The 15,978-nt window shown below is 42.0% G+C and carries 17 protein-coding genes and 2 pseudogenes; all 19 read left to right on the top strand.

Translation table 11 applies throughout. The features are described from left to right. Window positions 1-804: 804 nt before the first annotated feature. The 19 genes and pseudogenes from ACOYW1_RS15435 (at window position 805) to rfbD (ending at window position 15,287) form a co-directional block, all read left to right on the top strand. A complete protein-coding gene (locus ACOYW1_RS15435; protein ID WP_482423492.1) occupies window positions 805-1,635 on the top strand; it encodes a hypothetical protein in 831 nt (276 codons plus the stop codon). Between the two features lie 799 nt (window positions 1,636-2,434). After that, on the top strand, window positions 2,435-3,100 hold the full coding sequence (locus ACOYW1_RS15430; RefSeq protein WP_482423491.1) for a hypothetical protein: 666 nt from the start codon (window positions 2,435-2,437) through the stop codon (window positions 3,098-3,100). Window positions 3,101-3,827: 727 nt separating this feature from the next. Beyond that, entirely contained in the window at window positions 3,828-4,238 is a 411-nt protein-coding gene (locus ACOYW1_RS15425; RefSeq protein ID WP_482423490.1) for a glycosyltransferase, read from the top strand. Between the two features lie 466 nt (window positions 4,239-4,704). Then, entirely contained in the window at window positions 4,705-5,061 is a 357-nt protein-coding gene (locus ACOYW1_RS15420; protein WP_482423489.1) for a hypothetical protein, read from the top strand. Continuing rightward, entirely contained in the window at window positions 5,039-5,146 is a 108-nt protein-coding gene (locus ACOYW1_RS15415; RefSeq protein WP_482423488.1) for a hypothetical protein, read from the top strand. Before ACOYW1_RS15420 ends, ACOYW1_RS15415 begins: the two co-directional genes overlap by 23 nt. A 404-nt stretch (window positions 5,147-5,550) precedes the next feature. Beyond that, window positions 5,551-5,934 (top strand): class I SAM-dependent methyltransferase, encoded by a 384-nt coding sequence (locus ACOYW1_RS15410; protein ID WP_482423738.1) that lies wholly within the window; start codon window positions 5,551-5,553, stop codon window positions 5,932-5,934. Between the two features lie 613 nt (window positions 5,935-6,547). Further along, a complete protein-coding gene (locus ACOYW1_RS15405; RefSeq protein ID WP_482423487.1) occupies window positions 6,548-7,192 on the top strand; it encodes a glycosyltransferase in 645 nt (214 codons plus the stop codon). Between the two features lie 228 nt (window positions 7,193-7,420). Then, complete coding sequence (locus tag ACOYW1_RS15400) at window positions 7,421-8,356, top strand: NAD-dependent epimerase/dehydratase family protein (RefSeq protein WP_482423486.1); 936 nt, start codon at window positions 7,421-7,423, stop codon at window positions 8,354-8,356. After that, the gene (locus ACOYW1_RS15395) at window positions 8,356-9,348 is read left to right on the top strand and encodes an MraY family glycosyltransferase (RefSeq protein ID WP_482423485.1); all 993 of its coding nucleotides are present in this window, start codon (window positions 8,356-8,358) and stop codon (window positions 9,346-9,348) included. The genes ACOYW1_RS15400 and ACOYW1_RS15395 overlap by 1 nt, the downstream gene beginning before the upstream one ends. 445 nt (window positions 9,349-9,793) lie before the next feature. Then, the gene (locus tag ACOYW1_RS15390; RefSeq protein ID WP_482423484.1) at window positions 9,794-10,156 is read left to right on the top strand and encodes a nucleoside-diphosphate sugar epimerase/dehydratase; all 363 of its coding nucleotides are present in this window, start codon (window positions 9,794-9,796) and stop codon (window positions 10,154-10,156) included. Continuing rightward, window positions 10,137-11,317, top strand: a pseudogene (locus ACOYW1_RS15385) (UDP-N-acetylglucosamine 4,6-dehydratase family protein). Before ACOYW1_RS15390 ends, ACOYW1_RS15385 begins: the two are co-directional and overlap by 20 nt. A gap of 146 nt (window positions 11,318-11,463) precedes the next feature. Continuing rightward, window positions 11,464-11,679 (top strand): ComEA family DNA-binding protein, encoded by a 216-nt coding sequence (locus tag ACOYW1_RS15380; protein WP_482423904.1) that lies wholly within the window; start codon window positions 11,464-11,466, stop codon window positions 11,677-11,679. Beyond that, window positions 11,646-11,777, top strand: coding sequence for a ComEA family DNA-binding protein (locus ACOYW1_RS15375; RefSeq protein WP_482423483.1), 132 nt, complete (start codon window positions 11,646-11,648; stop codon window positions 11,775-11,777). Before ACOYW1_RS15380 ends, ACOYW1_RS15375 begins: the two co-directional genes overlap by 34 nt. 69 nt (window positions 11,778-11,846) lie before the next feature. Next, complete coding sequence (locus ACOYW1_RS15370) at window positions 11,847-12,086, top strand: NAD-dependent epimerase/dehydratase family protein (RefSeq protein WP_482423482.1); 240 nt, start codon at window positions 11,847-11,849, stop codon at window positions 12,084-12,086. After that, window positions 12,029-12,214: pseudogene (locus ACOYW1_RS15365) on the top strand (GDP-mannose 4,6-dehydratase); the annotation flags it as partial. The gene ACOYW1_RS15370 and the pseudogene ACOYW1_RS15365, both read left to right, overlap by 58 nt. Further along, on the top strand, window positions 12,180-12,560 hold the full coding sequence (locus ACOYW1_RS15360) for a GDP-mannose 4,6-dehydratase (RefSeq protein WP_482423737.1): 381 nt from the start codon (window positions 12,180-12,182) through the stop codon (window positions 12,558-12,560). The pseudogene ACOYW1_RS15365 and the gene ACOYW1_RS15360, both read left to right, overlap by 35 nt. A gap of 374 nt (window positions 12,561-12,934) precedes the next feature. Further along, window positions 12,935-13,816 carry a glucose-1-phosphate thymidylyltransferase RfbA gene (gene rfbA / locus ACOYW1_RS15355; protein ID WP_482423481.1) on the top strand — a complete coding sequence of 294 codons (882 nt, stop codon included), beginning with the start codon at window positions 12,935-12,937 and terminating at the stop codon, window positions 13,814-13,816. Continuing rightward, complete coding sequence (gene rfbC / locus ACOYW1_RS15350) at window positions 13,813-14,385, top strand: dTDP-4-dehydrorhamnose 3,5-epimerase (RefSeq protein WP_482423480.1); 573 nt, start codon at window positions 13,813-13,815, stop codon at window positions 14,383-14,385. The genes rfbA and rfbC overlap by 4 nt, the downstream gene beginning before the upstream one ends. Next, on the top strand, window positions 14,382-15,287 hold the full coding sequence (rfbD, locus tag ACOYW1_RS15345; RefSeq protein WP_482423479.1) for a dTDP-4-dehydrorhamnose reductase: 906 nt from the start codon (window positions 14,382-14,384) through the stop codon (window positions 15,285-15,287). Before rfbC ends, rfbD begins: the two co-directional genes overlap by 4 nt. Window positions 15,288-15,978: the final 691 nt, after the last annotated feature.

The following is a 15,978-nucleotide window of genomic DNA, read 5'->3' as shown; positions in this document are numbered from 1 at the left end:
ACGATATCAAGAAACACGATTGGATTGCAAAAATATCCGAGCATCAAGGTGTGGAAATGGTTCACCTTGGCAGGTGGCCTAAGAACAAAGATAAAAAAAAAGTAATAACAAAAGGATCCTTGGACAGTTCGGAGATGGCAAACATAATTTGGAACTGATTTATCTCGTCCATACTGCAATTAAAGATGCCTGTCCGAATGTTATATTTGAAGCAATTTTATCCGGCTTACCTGTAATTTATAATCCCAATGAGGGGAAGCAGCCAGGAAATTGTCAAAACAAACGGTTTTCCTGTTGATATTGAAAATATTTCAGAATATTCTACCAGGCAAGATCGAATTATAATCACTATGTGGACAATGTGAATGTTTCTCGAAATGATTACTCAATAGATCGAGCATCTCGTAATTATATGGATATTTTTAAATCTATATGTTCATAGCTTATTTTTAGTTTTCTATTCCGTTTTTTGGGTGGGTGTTTTCCCGACAACAAAATATACACATTTGATTCGATAAGCAAATTATATGATAATAAATAAGCGATTTTGCGAAAAGATAATTGTCTTCACAGGATTGATTTTTCTCTTTTTTTGTCTTTCGTTTCAGTTTAAAGTTAATGGACAACAAGCGCTCAGGCCTTTGCACTATCCTGGTATATTTATGATGATGGGTATAGGAGGAGACCGCCTTTTCGTAATCGCTTCTTCTCAATACAAAATTTAAATCACCGTTAGTATCATGGATTCTTACAACTCTTCTCTTTTTTTATGCCTATATTCTGCTGAGTACTATCGGTGGGCCTATGAAAGCAATAGATATTATTGGTTCGTCAGTTGATATATTAATAATTGCTCTTAGTGTATACTATCTTGCAAAAGATACCAATAACCTGAAACGATTAACTGTGCTGGTCTCGAAAGTGGTTATAATGGTTGCTGCGATGTCTGTTTTCATAGGCATTGCAGTTTTGTATTTAGGGTCAGTCAAACATTGGGCCAGTTCTGGTCGCGCAATCAGTATCTCTTTCCCGGTCGAATATCACGGGTTTGTAGGTGATCCAACCCACTTCGGGGCATTGATGGGGTTGGGCGTCTTGTTTTCGATATATCTCTACTCAGTCTATAAACAGAAACGTTATGTTTTTACAGGTGTAATTTTGTTTGGCTTTCTGGTTTACTCTGGAAGCAGGAGTGGTGTGTTAGCGCTTTGTCCTAGCCTTGCTTGTTCCTTAAAACTGAAAATTAAAAAATCACATCTTCAAATGTGCATTTTGATTTTTTTCTTTTATCGGGCATCCTTTGGGTTTAACTTTTGCTTTTTTGATGAAATTGTGGGTTTCATGAATATAAAGTTCAGGTTAAATGATTCCAATGCCTGGGACCGAATACGGTTTTGGATGAATACGATCGACTTTTTTGAGAATGGATCTATTGTTAACTCCCTTTTTGGGCATGGCTATAACGCTTTGGCAATGAATGGTATAGCGTGTTTCAATACCTACCTCAGTTTTATGGTTAATTATGGAATCATATTTCTATGTTCATTTTTTGTTTTTGTGATTTTGGTCATACTGTTTTTAATGCAGGCTATGGCAAGTGGAATGGGTAATGAACTCAAGCACCTTTATCTATGATGCTAATCGTCTACTCCTGTTCTTTCGGGATGTTCATTGAACTCATTTTTTGGGTTTTTCCATTTCATAAACTTTGCCTTTATTCTGGGCCTAATTATAGCCGATAGGGTAATCGGATTCGAAAAAACATTATTCCGAGAGGCTGCACAGAAGAGATGTGTCAGGGATTCTTTAACTGAAGATAGCGTTTTAGGATATTGCTAAATATGCCAAGTGCCAAATTTTATGATTGTCATTATGATCAGAAGTGATAGATAATTCGAAGAGTCTAAATTCTCATTTAAAACCTTAATCACATGTGAGCAGAGAAGTTGAAGAACATAAATGGAATAAAGTTGGCGAATGCCCAACAGGGTTACTCATCGTACATACACGCGTGCAAAACCGGAGAAGCACAATTTCGGTTCACACTCAACTCTGAAACAACGCCCTTTGCTCTGTGCTTTGCTATCTTTGGTCTTCACTTGCTGCGTGACCTTAAGTCATTTGAATCAAATAATGATGTGTTGTCCGAGGTGTTGATCAATAACCTCTTCAAATATAAAAAGGCCAGAGAGATACTACGAGCTGGTATATGACAAGCCATTTTTGCAACTGCTCACTTTTACACTGAGTTCCCTTTGGATCATTGATAGGCTTAACGATAACCGATTGGAAGAGTTGGTTGGGTTGCTGATGCGCCGTGACGTCAAGAATTACCTGACATGGATCGGGGCTTTTGACGGAAGGCCTCAAAGTGGTAATATGGCCATGTTTATGGCTATTCTTTATATCTATAGTCGGATTATCTAGGATAAAGATGCAGGTACTCATAGATCAGTGGGTCGATCTACATATTCAAAACATGAATCCCAACGGGTTTTGGGGGAATTGTAAAGATATGTCTTATCTCCAATTTCAGAATGGATTCCACCAATATGAAATTTTAGAATATCTGAATATCGATAACCCGAAATCAAGGATAGCAGCTCAAGGTGTGTTGGCGTTGTCAGACGATAAGGGGCACTATGCACCTTATTATGGTGGTGGTGGATGCTATGATTATGATGCCATCAGTATAATTACAGGTGGTTTTTCCAAACTCAATGACAGCATCAAGCTTCACTTGTTGTTAACAAGCACTACGCTTCTTGGTGAGCAGAATGCTGATGGTGGATTTGCAGAAAATCATTATGTAAGACCCAGGTCAAAGACTCTTTTATATCATAATCTTAAGAAACTTGCTAAGCTTAAGGGTAAAAGAGCAGTGTATGAAGCATTAAGATCTTTCATAACGCTACAAAGGCCCGTGAACAATCGGGTTCACACTCATTGGAGCAGGTATTCCAGTAACTGGTACGAATCTAATTTATGGGACTCATGGTTCCGTATGACGATTGCAAGGATAGATTGTACTTTAAATAAAACCCCATTGTTTCCCTGGGGTTTCATTCAATTTCCTGGGATTGGTTTTCACTCTAAGTAAATTAGTTAGTAAATTTATTATGCGTATAATATACATATCACCCTCTTTGATGCCTTTAAAAGTGCGAATTCAATTCATGTAGCGAGGATGTGCGAGGCCTTTTCTAATTTGGGGTACAGAGTTGATCTTTACTATGCCCATAATCAGGCATTTTCTCCTTTTTCAAAACATGTCCTTGAAAATTTTTATGGCGTGGACTTGAAACATGTGACCTGCAAGCCGGTTGTTTGCAACGAAATAACCCCGGGGATCAATGCGCGTATTGCGTTTAAGTCATTTGTTGACATTGTATGCTCCTTAATGCGTTTCAGTTTCAAAGATAATCTTTTGATTTCCAGGAACTTATACGCTGTTTTTCTCCAATGGATAAAAATGAAAAATATAATATTCGAAACGCATCATTTGGAGTATGGCTTTCAGAAAATTTTTTCAGTCGATTCTATTGAAGAATAAAAAGGTTAAAACAGTCGTAATATCGGAAGCATTGCATGACGATTTGGAGAAGCATGTTGGTTTACGGCTTTGCGATATAGTCGTACTTCCTGATGCAGCCCCTTCAGGAATAACGCGCGTTGAATCTCAACACAAGCCTGGAGAGCGTAGAAATATAATTGGTTGTGAAAAACTTGATCGGTTTTCATTGGTTTCAGGTTATTTTGGGCATTTATACGAAGGCCGCAGCAGTACGATAAACTAGTTCTCTATTATCATTGAAGAATCCGGATAAATGCTTTTTGATACTCGGAGGGAACGAACAGGATGTTATCGAAAGCCGAAAAAAATATCAGTCAGACAATTTAAAAATCATGGGCATGTACGCATTGAAAAAGCAATTCGTATCATGAGTTTAATGGACGTGCTTTTGATGCCCTATCAAAAAAGTGTCTCCATTGGAAGCAAGAAAGGGCATGACGCATCAAAGTGGATGTCTCCAATGAAAATGTTTGAGTACATGGCAACAGGGGTACCGATTATAGCTTCCGATTTGCCTGTTATTCGGGAAATCCTGCACGACAAGCACAACTGTCTGCTGGCTCATCCTGAAAATGATGAAGAGTGGAATACGTGCCTAAAACTCTTGGCTCAGATACGTCTATTTATAGTAAGATTGGTTGTACTGCGCATAAAGAATATTTAAATAATAAATTGGGACTCACGGGCAAATAGTCTTTTGGGTTTAAGCTTAATCTAATAGAATACCTCTGGAATAAGAATGAAAAAAACGGTATTTATCATTGTTCCCTCCTTCACGCTTGCTGGCCCTGTAAAGGGGGCTATTGCTTTATCTAACAGTCTTGTTGATCATGTTAATGTCAATATTGTCCCACTGAAGAGTGATACAATCGATAACTCATTATGCTTCATCCTAGAGTCAGTATTATTTCACTTGCAAAGATTCAGTAGTTGAGGAGACATAAATTTCAATTTTTCAAAAAGGTGATAAATGCAAATGGTAAAAAAAATCTACTGTTTAGGTTTCATTTTCCTTTTCTGCAGACCTTTTTAGCTCTTTTTAGTTTCCTATACAATGATTGTTAGCAGTGTTCGTGGAAACCTCATAAAAAACTATTTTTATGATTATGGTTTGAGGGGGTTCTTCGTCCGTGTCTCATTATTTGCTCTTGCATCGATTTGATACTGTTGTCGCTATGTCCTATACAATGCGAAAACAGCTAAGGGTTTTGGGGCTCAGGCGAATAGTTGTTATTGGAAATTTTATTGACGAATATAGTATATCAAAATACAAGGTAACGCATCAAAAAAATGATGAAAATCAAGGTTTCAAGTTCTTCTTTCTTGGGAGTTTAACAAGTAGAAAAAATCCTTTGCTCCTTATTGAAGCGATTCATAAACTCAAAGTATCTGGGTTTCCATGTGAAATTGATTTTGTTGGCGTAGGCCCTGTTACTGCCAAGTCTTCAGGAGAAGTGCGTTCAATTGCATGTCCAAAAAAATGTTAATTTTCATGGTTTTGTCAAGTGTCCTTATGAGCTTATCACAAAAGCTGACTGCATGGTCTTGCCCTCATATTCGGAAGGAGTGTGAGGGAAGTGATGAGTGATTATCAGTATCACCTGCTGAAGTGATGTGAATGGTGAAATAGGTGCATGAGGAGTTAATGGAGAGCTTTTTACTTATGACGGTGCGATTGTCGATGCAATGAAAAAGATGATTGTCAATAAAAATAAGTTTAATCCAAAAATGAATGTTCTGTTGCCAGAGATGTTTAGGCAGTATGAGTCAGTTTCTCGATTTATCCAACTTTTCGAAAGTGCTTGAAATGAATTTTAAAGAATACAATACATATTTGTTAATCAAGAAGTAGGTTGGGTAAGCTGTATAAGTTATGGTATTTATATCCTCGTATTAATAAGTATTTACCAGGAAAGGTATTAGATGTTGGCTGTGGTATTAGAAACTATTAATCATGAGGCGCTGTTGGAGTCGATATTAACCCATATAACGTTGACTATTGTAGACTGAATTCCTGTGATGCGCGTATTATGCGTAAGGATATATTGCCTTTTTCTGATAGTTCTTTTGATGGTGTCATACTTGACAATGTTTTAGAGCATTTAAGTGATCCAAATGGCTTGTTATCGGAAATCAAAAGGGTCTTGGCTGATAGTGGTTTTTTTGTTGCCGGAGTTCCTGGCAAATATGCTTATAACACCGATGAAGATCACAAGAAGTTTTATGATGAAGACCTTTTGGTTAAAACAATGTGCTCACATGGATTTGAAAAGATGCGCATTATGCATATGCCTGTAAAATCTCGTTGGCTTGAACAAAATATACTCTCAATACTGTTTGTATGGTTTTTTTCAGAATAGAAAAAAATAATAAATTGTACAGTCAGCTTGTATGTCCTCACTTGTCATGGTGGCGCTCCGACTAAACGGCTCCAATGCTGATTTTGAATCCCCGCCCTGAATTTTCAGGTCAAAGACCAGAAAGGAAGATAAAAAAAAACTACAAAACCTGAAATCATTTTAAGTGTGAATTTTAAAGTAGCTCATCGTAAAATGCCCACTTCCTAAAGGCTCTTGTTTTCGGGTGAAACAATTTGCGTTGGGTGAGGTATCGTATGGGTTGGATAGGGAGATGTGGAGAAGTGGCTCACAGCGTTCATACTTTGATTACAGTTCTGTCAACTTTCTCTGTCCTCAGTGGTGTTGATTGTTGGACGTAAAAGTTACTATACATTATGTATACACATCGTTGTTTATTGGGCAGCTTCAATAAACCGGAGACAGGTTTTGGGTTTGAGAATATTTCGCTACGACCGCAGAGGACTTGCGCAAATTACTTGGAATTATATGCACCATAAGAATACGAAGATAGGCATGAAAGCTAACAGGTTCTGTACATGGGGATCGCTTAGAGTGAGTAATATTCAAGCTCTCCGTTATGCTGGGGAATGATAACAAAAGAAAGATTGGTGTTATGGATTTATCAATTATTATTATTAACTATAATACAAAGAAACTAACCCATGAATGTGTGGACTCCATATATGCTCTGACGGAGGATATCGATTTTGAGGTCATAGTTATTGATAACGCATCTACAGACGGGTCATATCACGAACTTTCAAACTTAGCATACGATAACTATACATATATTTATAACGATTTAAATGTCGGCTTCTCAAAAGCAAACAATAAAGCAGCTCAGCACGCAAAAGGGGCTTACATTTTTTTTATGAATAGCGACATGGTGTTTGAAAATAATGTCCCAGGAAAATTGCATTCTTTTTTGTGTAAAAACAAGAATGCCGGAGTCGTAGGGCCAAAGTTTTTGAATAAAGATAAAAGTCTTCAGGTTTCATGTCGTGATTTTCCCTCAATTAAGTTTGGGTTTATTAAGTTCTTTCCTTTTCTTAAATTGTTTTTTTCTGATGAGTATAGCAGTTATTACAAGAAGTCTTATGAGTTTGAAGAAATTCAAGCAGTTGATACTATATCGGCAGGCGCTCTTATGATTCAAGAGACTATTTTAATCAAATCGGTAAGTTTGATGAGTTTAGTTTTATGTATGGAGAAGATGCTGATATTTGCCGGAGGGTTCGTGACGATGGGAAAGATGTGATGTATTTTCCTCATGCGGTTTTGGTTCACTATGGTGGTCAAAGCAGCAAGCTCAATAGTACCAAAGCAATTTGGTCCTACTATATGGCATTTTACTTCTTGTATAAGAAATATCACTTTAGCAAGGTGGGTGTGCTTTTTAAACCTATGTTTATTGGACGGGCCATCGTTGAAATAGGAATAAGTTATTTCCGCTCCGACAAACGTATTACATGGAATACAAAGTAAATTGAGAAAAAAAAATATTTGGTACCCGGGGGGGGGGGGGCAAATTGGTACAGGCTTGCTACGGCTTCTCCTGAAAAGTTGCTCTTTCAATGTTCTTCGAGTGATTGCTAAAGATAAAGCCGATGCAGATCGAATTTCTCAAGTGGGAGAGTTCAATATTGTGCATGCTGATATTTCACGAGGTTTTACCCAAATCGCCAAAGAACATTTTGAAGACATTGATACTGCTATCCACTTGGCCGCTTTGGTCCATACACCTAAGGCGAGAGAAGAAGAATATTATGACACTAATTTTTCCGGTACTGTTGAGTTGATCAATCTATTCAATAAATACTCTAAGGCAAGTGTAAAACAGTTTGTCTATGTATCAACGGTAGCCGTCTATGGTAATTACAAAAATTCAGTCTACTCTGAAAAAGATGAATGTTATCCCGAATCTCCGTATGCAAGAAGCAAGCTTCTGGCAGAAAAGGCTTTGCAAGATATATGTGAAAAGCATGATTCCCTAAAATATTCCATTGTTCGCCCTGCAACAATCTATTGCAAAAACGATAAAGGTAATGTGGGAAAAATAGGTTACTTTGTGCCAAAAATGCATTTTTTTCCGGTGTTTGGTAGGGGGGACAACAGGAAGACGTTAATTCATATTGATGACATCATCGGTGGTATTTATAACTGTATTGGCAATTCAAAAGCCTATAATGAGCTTTTTGTTTTTGGTGGCGAAGGATATACTATTTACGAAATACTAACGTCCATAAAGCGCGCTTACAAACTTAAGGCGATATTCGTTTTTTTGCCTATGGTATTTACCGATAAGATCGATGTTGTAAAAAAACTTACTTTAAACAGTATTTATTCATATAAAAAGGCTGAATCGCTTTTGGGCTACAAACCTGTTGCCTTGGATAAAGGCTTAGAGAAAATATCGAAATAATGATGCTTTATATTGTTTGTTTAACATCCCTTCTTGTTGGCTTGTCGGGGGCCTTTGTAATAAGAACTTATGGTCGAAAGTTTGATATTATTGATATTCCTACAGATCGAAGTTCTCATGTTAAACCTGTTCCGAAAGGTGGTGGGATAGGAATACTGTTGAGTTTTGTTTTTTGGGCATTGTGTAGCGATGTATCTATTGCTTATGTTTTTGCTGTTTTGACTTTGGCTATGATCAGTTTTTGGGGGGACCGACAGGAGCTCTCACCCCGGTTTAGATTGTTTGTACAATTTGTGTGTGCGCTGATAGTAGTTATTTGCGATTGTTATCCTATGTGCGCGCCTGGCGGGGGATGTTTTGTTTATTCCAATGTTAATATACCTTGTTGGGGACCTCAAATTTTTATAACTTTATGGATGGAATCAATGGTATTGCAGGTATCACTGGTGTTATTGCCTTTGCCTTGTTATCAGTCTATTCTGTTGTATCTGGATTTGAGCCTAACTATATTTTTCTGTCTCTTTTGTATTTCTTTTTCGTGTTTGGGTTTTCTTCCATTTAATATGCCGACTGCCAAGGTTTTCATGGGGGATATTGGAAGTATTCTTTTAGGCTTTGCTTTTGGAAGTATGGTTCTTTTCTTGGCTCTTGATTTCGGTGACTTTGTCTGTATGAGTGGCTTTCTGTTTTTGTTTTATTCTGACGTTTTGACGACGATGGCTATTCGAATAAAAGACGGTGAGTCTCTTAGCAAGCCTCATCGTAGGCATTTGTATCAGATCCTTGCAAATGAATTGCAAATAGACCACTGGAAGGTTTCAGCCGGATACGGCGTTGTGCAGTTAGGGGTAGGAATCGTTTTAATTGTATGTCGATCTGACACTCCTTTATGTATTTGTTTTTTAGTTCTTGGCTTTATAGTTTTTTCCATTACCTCTTTATATATCCGTAACGTGAAATGGTCCAATGAGTTCAATGGGAAAACAGAATAAGATTTTTGAATTTGCCTAACATTTCGCAACCACTTTGTTTAGACGATAGCTTTTCGAAAGATTGTCATGAATAAATATATAAAATCTCTCCCAAATCTTCTTATAGTTCTTTTTGCCGATCTCTGTATAGTGTGCATGGCTTATTACCTCTCATATTTTATACGATTTGATTTTGATATTCCTGTTCAAATGGCTGTGCGCTTCAAGGAGAGTTTGTTCTGGGTTGTAAGTATAAAGATCGCCTCATTTGCAAATTTTAAGTTGTACAGGGGCATGTGGCGATTTACAAGCATAACGGACCTCTTTAATGTTCTTAAAGCATCCACTTTCGGGTCGGCATTCCTCGTCTTGTTTATTCTTTATATAAACCGCTTTAATGGTTTTTCTCGATCAATTTTTATAATCGATTGGTTTTTTAACTGTATTATTTGTCTCTGGGTTTCGAGTGCTTGTTCGTATTTATTTCGAAGGGCGATTCAAAGCTTGGGCACGCTTGATTTTTCCAGCGCTATTTAAGTGCCAAGGCAAATCGGTTTGGAAGCAGAAACAAAAATTGTTGATTATCGGCGCCGGGAATAGTGGCGAAAAAATATTTCGAGAAATCAAAGACAATGTCGGGCTTGATTTTTATCGAGTTGTTGGTTTTGTCGATGATCATCCGGTAAAGAAAGGGAAGTATATCCACGGTAGAAAGGTTTTTGGCGGTGTCAGCGATCTGCCTCAACATAGTACGGAAAACAAACGCCGAAGTGCTTTTGATAGCTATCGCTTCAGCAACCTCCAAACAGATGAGGCGAATCATTGCTGAATGCAAAGGGACTGGTCTTCCTTATAAGACCATCCCGGGCATCGGTGAAATTATTACTGGTGATGTTTCTGTCAGTACAATTCGGGATGTTTCATATAATGATCTGCTTGGGCGGGATAATGTAAAACTGGACACCGGACTGATCAATACAATGTTGCATAGAAGTACGGTTCTCGTTACCGGTGCCGGGGGCTCTATAGGGGCTGAACTTTGTCGTCAGATCTGCCGGTTCAATCCCAAGCAAATCATTCTTTTTGAAAGAGCTGAAAGCCCTCTTTACTCGATAGATATTGAGCTGAAACATCTTTTCCCGCAACTTGATATCGTTCCTCTGCTTGCCGATATCCAATACCCGAATCAGGTTCGATGGCGTTTGAAAAGTATCATCCTGAAATTGTTTTTCATGCAGCTGCTTACAAACATGTGCCAATGATGGAGCAATACGCTTGGAAGGCCGTGAAAAACAATGTTATCGGATCTCAAAATGTTGTTGATGTTTCTCTCAGCTATGGTGTGAAGCGTTTTGTGCTGGTTTCCACGGACAAGGCCGTGCGGCCTACCAATGTCATGGGCACGACCAAGAGGGTTGCCGAGATGATGGTTTTAAACCAGATGCATAAAGAGGGGTGCCAGACCAAGTTTATGGCAGTGCGCTTTGGCAATGTGGTTGGTAGTGCGGGAAGCGTTTTGCCGCTTTTCAAGAAGCAGGTCAAGGAGGGCGGCCCCATTACCGTCACCCATAAAGAGATAACCCGCTATTTTATGACCATTCCCGAGGCGGCTCAGTTGATTCTCCAGGCTGGTGCCATGGGCGAGGGCGGTGAAATATTTGTACTGGACATGGGCGAGCCTGTGAGAATCGATGCTTTGGCACGTGATTTTATCCGCCTGTCTGGTTTTGAGCCGGATGTGGATATTGAGATCAAGTATATTGGTCTACGGCCAGGGGAAAAGCTTTATGAGGAGCTGATTACGGAAGGCGAAGGGATTGTTCCCACAAAAACCTCAAAAATTATGGTGTTGAAAGGGCGGCAAAAGGACCTCGTCAAATTAAACGGGAATATCGATAGTCTAAGCGCGTTGTCGGAAGAGTATCGTGGGGATGACATTCGGGCAAAGTTGATGGAAATTGTTCCAGAATATAAGCCAGCTTCGCACTAATTGGGCGATTGTATAAAAAAGCTTTTAAAAAACTTGTCTGGGTGGTAAAAGAATCAAAAAGCAGTGGGTTAGTTCGATGCTTGTGGAGTCTTTGGAATGCCTTTCTGATCATCATGAATGATTTACAAGACTTTAAGGAGAACCAAATGAGACGATTTGTACTTGCTATTCTATCTATCCTCACCCTGGTATGCTTTTTTTCTTTTTCAGCGGCTGCCTCTACTAACGCGAAAGTTAATATCAATACCGCCTCTGTTAAAGAGTTGTCTACCCTAAAAAAAATTGGTGAGAAGGTTTTCTCCAACGTATCATCGAGTTCAGGGACACCGTGGGCCCCTTTGAAAACCCTCAAGATATCATGAAAGTGAAGGGGATCAGCAACAAGATATTTGAGATGAACAAGGACCGGATTGTTGTGAGGATGAACCTGCCCCCAAAAAATCCTGATACAATCCGTTAGAAATTTCATAAAAGCCATATCGTGTACCGGTGTGGCTTTTATATTTTAAATAATCATTATAGGGAAGATATGAAGAATCATATTCTTGTGACGGGTGGAGCCGGGTTTATCGGATCAAATTTTATCAGTTACCTGCTTTCTGAAGACAAAGACACTCATATTGTTAATTTGGATGCCCTGACCTATGCCGGGAACCCCTTAGTCTTTCTCATTGCGAGTACAATGATCGCTATACCTTTGTACATGGTGATATTCTGGACAGGGAACTTCTTGAAACTCTGTTTCAAAAATACGCCTTTACCGGCGTGATTCATTTTGCAGCAGAATCCCACGTGGATCGTTCCATTCTCGGGCCCGAGGCCTTTATTGACAACAATATCAAGGGTACCTTCAATCTGCTGGATGTGGCATACCGTAACTGGAAGAAGGGCGGGGGGCTCACCCGGTTTCACCATATCTCCACGGATGAGGTGTATGGCAGCTTGGGGAGAGTCGGGGGCATTTACCGAAACGACCCCCTACGATCCATCCAGCCCTTATTCTGCGTCAAAGGCCTCCTCGGACCACCTTGTGAAGGCCTATCATCGGACCTATGGGTTCCCTGCTCTTGTTACGAACTGCTCGAACAACTACGGCCCTTATCAGTTTCCGGAAAAACTGATTCCCTTGACTATACTTAGTGTCATGGATCAAAAGCCTCTTCCAGTGTATGGCAAAGGACTGAATGTCAGGGACTGGCTTTATGTGGAAGACCACTGCAGCGCCATTCCGTGGAGACAGTGATGGAAAAGATGGGGAGACATACAATATTGGCGGGGGGGCTGAGCGGAAGAATATCGAGATCGTGCATCTTCTCTGCGATTTGGTGGATCAAAAACTGGGGCGTAGCTAGTCTGGTTCAGCCGAAATCTCATTGTGTACGTCAAAGACAGGCCCGGGCATGACTTCCGCTATGCCATCGATGCATCTAAACTGAAAATGAACTGGGTTGGGAGCCTGCGTTTACCTTTGAAGATGCCCTTGAAAAGACAGTGGACTGGTACTTGAGCAATATGGCGTGGGTGGATGATGTGAGAAGCGGGGCCTACAGGGAGTGGATCGATACAAATTATGCAAAAAGGTAATGTTGAGTTAACCACGGCTTCAAGGAGAAAACCATGAAAGGTATTATTCTGGCCGGTGGTTCGGGGACACGGCTTTATCCCATTACAAAGGTTGTGAGCAAGCAACTTCTTCCCGTCTACGACAAACCCATGATCTATTACCCCTTGTCTATTCTGATGCTGGGGGGAATTCGGGAAATTTTGATTATTTCCACACCTGAAGATCTTCCACGGTTTCGTGCGCTTTTAGGGGACGGAAGCCAGTGGGGACTTGATTTTTCTTATGTAGAACAGCCGCGACCCGAAGGGTTGGCCCAGGCGTTCACATTGGGACGCTCTTTCATCGGGGGGAGCCCCGTCGCCCTTATTCTGGGTGATAATATTTATTATGGACAGGGGTTGACCGGCCAATTGAAGGCGGCTGTTGAGAGAAGCAATGGGGCCACAGTGTTCGGTTACTGGGTTTCGGATCCCGAACGATACGGTGTCGTGAGCTTTGACGGACAAGGACGCGTTACGGACATTGAGGAAAAACCCGAAATACCGAAGTCGAACTGGGCAGTGACCGGGCTCTATTTCTATGACAATCGAGTTGTCGAGTTTGCTTCTAAATTGAAACCCTCAGCCCGTGGGGAGTTGGAAATAACGGATATCAACCGAAGGTATTTGAAAGAGAACGCTCTTCATGTGGAAAAATTGTCTCGCGGGACTGCTTGGCTGGATACAGGGACCCACACCAGCCTTATGCAGGCCGGAAGCTTTATCGAGACCATCGAGGCCCGGCAAGGGCTTAAAGTCGCATGTCTTGAAGAAATTGCATACAAAAAACAGTACATCGACGCTGAGCAGGTCGAACGTCTTGCACAGCCTATGCTGAAAACGGGCTACGGTCAGTATCTGCTGTCGATGCTTTCATATGGGATTGAAGAGGTATGAAGATTCTTTCTACGTCCATTGAGGACATTAAACTCATCGAACCGACAAGGTATGGCGACCAGCGAGGCTATTTTTTTGAATCCTGGCATCAGGAACGCTACAACTCGTTCGGCATTACCTCTCGGTTTGTTCAGGACAATTGTTCCATGTCTAAAGCCGGAACGGTTCGTGGGTTGCATTACCAGCTAACCCATCCTCAAGCCAAACTGGTTCACGTACTCAAAGGCGCTGTCTACGATGTGGCGGTGGATATCCGTGTGGGCTCGCCCACCTTCGGTCAATGGGTGGGGGCTGAGCTGTCCGAGGAGAATGGCCGCCAACTCTACATTCCTGAAGGCTTTGCCCACGGTTTTTGCGTCCTTAGTGACGAGGCAGTGTTCTCCTATAAATGCAGCGACTACTACATGCCGCAAGATGAGGGGGGGGTCCTTTGGTCGGATGCCCAGATCGGCATTGAGTGGCCTGTTTCAGATCCTATCCTTTCGGAAAAAGACAACGTCTATCCGTGCCTTGCGGAAGTGGAACCTTGCAGGCTTCCTGTGTACGAGGCGCTGGGAGGTGGGGCGTGAAGATACTCCTGCTTGGTGCTGGTGGACAGCTCGGAAAGGATATCCAAGCTCGTTGCGGGTATCATGGTCTGGATATCGAGGCCGTTGGCCATGGCAGGTGCGACATTGCCTCAAAGGAACAGCTTCGTGCCGTGTTTGGTGAGGTCTCCTGCCATGGTGTGATCAATGCCGCAGCATATACCAAGGTTGACCAGGCAGAACGTGATGTGGACGCTGCAACCCGTGTGAATCAGGACGGGGCCGGCTTTGTGGCGGAGTTGTGTTACGAAAAGGGCGTGCCCCTGCTCCATGTCTCCACAGATTATGTGTTCGATGGTGCAGGCGCTGAGCCGTATGCCCATGATGCATTGGTGAGTCCCCGGTCGGTGTATGGAAAGACAAAAGCGGAAGGGGAGAAAAGGGTCCTTGAGGCTCATCCCGGTGCTGCGGTGGTCAGGACGTCCTGGCTTTTTGGGGAGCACGGGCCCAATTTTTTGAAAACCATGGTGAGGCTCGCTTTTGAGCGAGAGGAGATTCGCGTGGTCAGCGATCAGGTCGGGTGCCCCACGTGGTCAGGGCATTTGGCGGATGCACTCCTTTTGATGATGAAACAGAGGCTCACCGGTGAGGCCGTTGCACAGGGGGTGTATCATTACTGCGGATTTCCTCAATCCAGTTGGTATGAGTTTGCCGATGCCATTATCTGCGAAGTGAAGCGTCTGGGAGTTGGGTGCAAGGTAAGGGCGGTCCACCCCATCACAACAGAAGAGTACCCCACACCTGCGGAACGTCCCCGGTACTCTGTTATGGACTGTTCCCGGATTGAGCGCGAGTTCGGGGTTCGTCAGGGGGATTGGCATGAAGGCGTTGATGTGGTCGTGGCCCACCAGCTGCGGGAATTGAAGGCTCTGAAGCAGCCGTAGGGCAGCCTGTGGTCCGGGACTCTGTCCCCCTTCGTTGTCACGACTCGCTGGGTTTAGGAAGAGGGTGTGGGCTCAAATGACGAATAGCTGGACGAGACCCCCTTGGCCAGGATTCCCCTGATTCGGTCAAGGGTTTCACATCCGTCGGCGCAGGCCGGGAAGCGGTTTTTGGTTTTACACGTGATGCAGGGGCTTTTAACAAGTTGCCCCACCTCAAAGTCAAATTTGTCTCGAACGGCACTCATGGTTGGTTCTATTCCGGGATATCGGAACCCTTCTTTGATAATGATATGTCTGGATGTCTTGGTTTGCAAAAATCCAAATATACCATAGTTCCGTGAATGATCAAGGGGCGGTTGCCCACCATGCCGTGACCGCCGGCTAACGCGCGAGACGTCGTCCGGCTTGAGACTGATCGCGTATCGCCTGGGGTATAGGCGGACGCGATTGGTTCAATGGCTTTTGGTGGGGGAGCGCAGTGTCGAATTTTAGGGCGCTTTACCCCAAAACAGGGGGAGGAAGGGGGCGTCGGGAGCCGTACTGCTGTGCAACTGTTTGGAATGCAAAAAGAACGTAGGATGGCATGATAAATGATGCCAAAAAGCTGTTGACACCCTATGGCTGTAAGGGGTATTTTTAAGAAGCTCGCATAAACTTGGGCTCGTACCGTAATGGTGCCTTCGGTATTCAT

The sequence above is a fragment of the Desulfoluna sp. CYM3A genome (assembly GCF_056829965.1).
The sequence above is the reverse complement of the archived record's forward strand: the minus strand, read 5'-3'. Positions and strand labels throughout refer to the sequence as shown.

Excerpts from the sequence above, each read along its gene's own strand:
- ACOYW1_RS15360 (WP_482423737.1), top strand. The coding sequence starts at position 12,180 with ATGTGGCATACCGTAACTGGAAGAAGGGCGGGGGGCTCACCCGGTTTC.
- rfbC (WP_482423480.1), top strand. The coding sequence starts at position 13,813 with ATGAAGATTCTTTCTACGTCCATTGAGGACATTAAACTCATCGAACCG.
- ACOYW1_RS15370 (WP_482423482.1), top strand. The coding sequence starts at position 11,847 with ATGAAGAATCATATTCTTGTGACGGGTGGAGCCGGGTTTATCGGATCA.
- ACOYW1_RS15430 (WP_482423491.1), top strand. The coding sequence starts at position 2,435 with ATGCAGGTACTCATAGATCAGTGGGTCGATCTACATATTCAAAACATG.
- ACOYW1_RS15380 (WP_482423904.1), top strand. The coding sequence starts at position 11,464 with ATGAGACGATTTGTACTTGCTATTCTATCTATCCTCACCCTGGTATGC.
- ACOYW1_RS15405 (WP_482423487.1), top strand. The coding sequence starts at position 6,548 with ATGGATTTATCAATTATTATTATTAACTATAATACAAAGAAACTAACC.
- ACOYW1_RS15425 (WP_482423490.1), top strand. The coding sequence starts at position 3,828 with ATGCTTTTTGATACTCGGAGGGAACGAACAGGATGTTATCGAAAGCCG.
- ACOYW1_RS15395 (WP_482423485.1), top strand. The coding sequence starts at position 8,356 with ATGATGCTTTATATTGTTTGTTTAACATCCCTTCTTGTTGGCTTGTCG.
- rfbA (WP_482423481.1), top strand. The coding sequence starts at position 12,935 with ATGAAAGGTATTATTCTGGCCGGTGGTTCGGGGACACGGCTTTATCCC.
- ACOYW1_RS15435 (WP_482423492.1), top strand. The coding sequence starts at position 805 with ATGAAAGCAATAGATATTATTGGTTCGTCAGTTGATATATTAATAATT.